This is a genomic window from Actinotalea sp. C106 (assembly GCF_023630195.1).
Classification (GTDB): Bacteria; Actinomycetota; Actinomycetes; order Actinomycetales; family Cellulomonadaceae; genus Actinotalea.
In genome coordinates, this window is record NZ_JALPKN010000389.1 from 1 (window position 1) to 2,381 (window position 2,381).

Consider the following 2,381-nt stretch of genomic DNA (forward strand, 5'->3'; position numbering starts at 1 on the left):
AGCCGACGGACGAGGCCCGGCGTGGACGCGGGAACCTGCCGCGCCCCGAGCCCGGCGGCTGCGCGCAGCTCGGCCGCGTACTCCCTGGCGGGCCCGAAGCGGCGTGTCAGGTCGATCATCGACGCCGGGTCCCCGTCTCCGCTCGTACGGACCCCGGAGGCGACGGCACCGAGAGCGAGCTCCCCCGTCGCTACGGCGCCAGCCGGGTCCTCGAGGGCCTCGGCGAGGTCGGCCTCGAGGCCGTCGGTCAGGTCCTCGACCTGCTCGGGCGAAAGATCGCCGAGGTGGCCGCGCACGGCCGCCGCGTAGGCGGCGACATGGTCCAGCAGGACAGCGGTGGTCATCGCGGGTCTCCCTCGGTGTCGAGCAGTGCGGTCAGAGTGGTGGAGAACTCGCGCCAGTCCTTGCGCTGGGTGTCGAGCATCGCCCTGCCCTGGGCGTTGATCCCGTAGTACTTGCGGTGCGGACCCTCGTCCGAGGGCACCACGTAGCTCGAGAGCGCCCCCGAGGCGTAGAGCCGACGCAGGGTTCCGTAGACGGACGCCTCGCCCACCTCCTCGAGACCTGCACCACGCAACCGGCGCACGACGTCGTACCCGTAGCCGTCCTCGTCCGAGACGACAGCGAGCACAGCGACGTCGAGCACCCCCTTGAGGAGCTGGGTGGTGTCCATCTGGTCCCTCCTCGGGCAGGGCCCACCCTGTGGGCCTTGGTCTGGTGCGAGAGACAGCTCCTCCGGCCGCTCCCGCACTGGAGACACTACTCTTGATACCGCAGTACCGGCTAGAGCCGACTAGCGCGCGTGTCGCAGAACCCGCCCAGCTCGTGTCAGAACCACGGGTACCCCGGGGTATCCCAGGTTCTGACACGAGCCTGGTGTGGTCTCGTGTCAGAACCTCGTGGTGCCAGAGGTATCCCAGGTTCTGACACGAGGTGGGGTGGGGTGGGGGGTGGGGTGCGGTCAGGGGCGTTCGGCGATGCTCCAGGCGATGCCGTCGAGGATGTCGTGCTCGGAGGTCACCACCGTGGCGAGACGACCACCGGCCCGGCCCACCTCGGCGCGCACGTGCCCGACGACGTCGGACCACACCAGCGCGCCGGCGCCGATCACGTCCACGCGACCGGGGTGCATGAAGGGCAGCACCTCACGGCGCTCACGGCTGAGCCCGAGCAGGGTCCTGCACGACGCGAGGACCTTGTCCGTCGGCAGCACGGCGCCGTCGATCTGCGCCGGGTCGTAGCGCACGAGGTCCAGGGCGTGGGCCGTGACCGTGGTGACCGAGCCTGCGAGGCCGACCAGCGTCGCCGTCCGGCCGAAGGGCACGACCTTGCCGGCCTCCTCGAGGGCCGCGGTGACGTCCGCGCTCGCGGCGGCGACCTCCTGCGGGGTGGGCGGGTCGGAGTGCAGGTGGCGCTCGGTCAGGCGCACGCAGCCGACGTCCATCGAGTACGCGGCCACGGGCGACGTCGTGCCCAGGACCATCTCGGTCGAGCCACCACCGAGGTCCACGACGAGGAACGGACCGGGATGCTTGCCCGCGAGCACCCCCGTCGCGCCGCGGAAGGACAGGAAGGCCTCCTCCTCGCCGCCCACCACCTCGGGCTCGACGCCGAGGGCGTCCTTGATCCCGTCGACGAACTCCTGGCGGTTCTCAGCATCACGCGAGGCCGAGGTCGCGACGAACCGCACGGCCTCGACGTCCAGCTCGGTGCAGATGTCCGCGTAGCGGCGCGCGGCCTCGAGGGTGCGCGCCATGGCCTCGGGGGCGATCCGGCCGGTGCGGTCGACACCCTGGCCCAGGCGGACGACCTCCATCCGGCGGTCCAGGTCGGTCAGGGTCTTCTTCTCGAGATCCACGTCGGCCACCAGGAGCCGGATGGAGTTGGTCCCGCAGTCGATCGCAGCCACACGTGTCATGCGGGCAAGCCTGCCATCCGCGGGAGGGGGCGCGCGCCGCTCAGCAGGTGCAGGCGGTCGGAGACCACGTGTCCCGGACCCGCTCGACGACCTCGTCCCCCAGCGGGTTCACCCCGGGCCCGGCAGCGAGGGCATGGCCCAGCAGCACGTGCAGGCACTTCACCCGGGTGGGCATGCCGCCGGCCGAGATGCCGTCGATCTCCGGGACGTCGCCCAGCTCGGCCCGGCGCGCGAGGTAGTGCTCGTGGGCTGCGCGGTAGGCCGCCGCCAGCTCGGCGTCCTCGGCGAGGCGCGCGGTCATCTCCCGCATGAGCCCCGAGGCCTCGAGGGTCGACGCCGCAGCCACCGCACGAGGGTGGGTCAGGTAGTACGTCGTCGGGAAGGGCGTGCCGTCAGGCAGCCGGGGGGCCGTCCGCACCACGGTCGGGCGCCCGCACACGCACCGGGCGGCGACGCCGACGAC

Annotated in this window: 3 protein-coding genes and 1 pseudogene; all 4 read right to left on the minus strand. The window is 72.4% G+C overall.

Going from position 1 to position 2,381, the window contains the following annotated elements; all coding sequences use genetic code 11:
* Positions 1 to 344, minus strand: a pseudogene (locus L0B03_RS16710) (hypothetical protein); the annotation flags it as partial.
* On the minus strand, positions 341 to 673 hold the full coding sequence (locus L0B03_RS16715; RefSeq protein ID WP_250447972.1) for a PadR family transcriptional regulator: 333 nt from the start codon (positions 671 to 673) through the stop codon (positions 341 to 343). The gene L0B03_RS16715 and the pseudogene L0B03_RS16710, both read right to left, overlap by 4 nt.
* Before the next feature lie 288 nt (positions 674 to 961).
* Positions 962 to 1,918 (minus strand): exopolyphosphatase, encoded by a 957-nt coding sequence (locus L0B03_RS16720; RefSeq protein WP_250447974.1) that lies wholly within the window; start codon positions 1,916 to 1,918, stop codon positions 962 to 964.
* A 40-nt stretch (positions 1,919 to 1,958) separates the two neighbouring features.
* The coding region (locus L0B03_RS16725) for a DUF501 domain-containing protein (protein WP_250447976.1) at positions 1,959 to 2,381 on the minus strand (423 nt) is incomplete at its 5' end.

What these genes read in the sequence shown, in the direction of transcription:
- L0B03_RS16715 (WP_250447972.1), bottom strand. Translation starts at nt 673, where the DNA reads ATGGACACCACCCAGCTCCTCAAGGGGGTGCTCGACGTCGCTGTGCTC.
- L0B03_RS16720 (WP_250447974.1), bottom strand. Translation starts at nt 1,918, where the DNA reads ATGACACGTGTGGCTGCGATCGACTGCGGGACCAACTCCATCCGGCTC.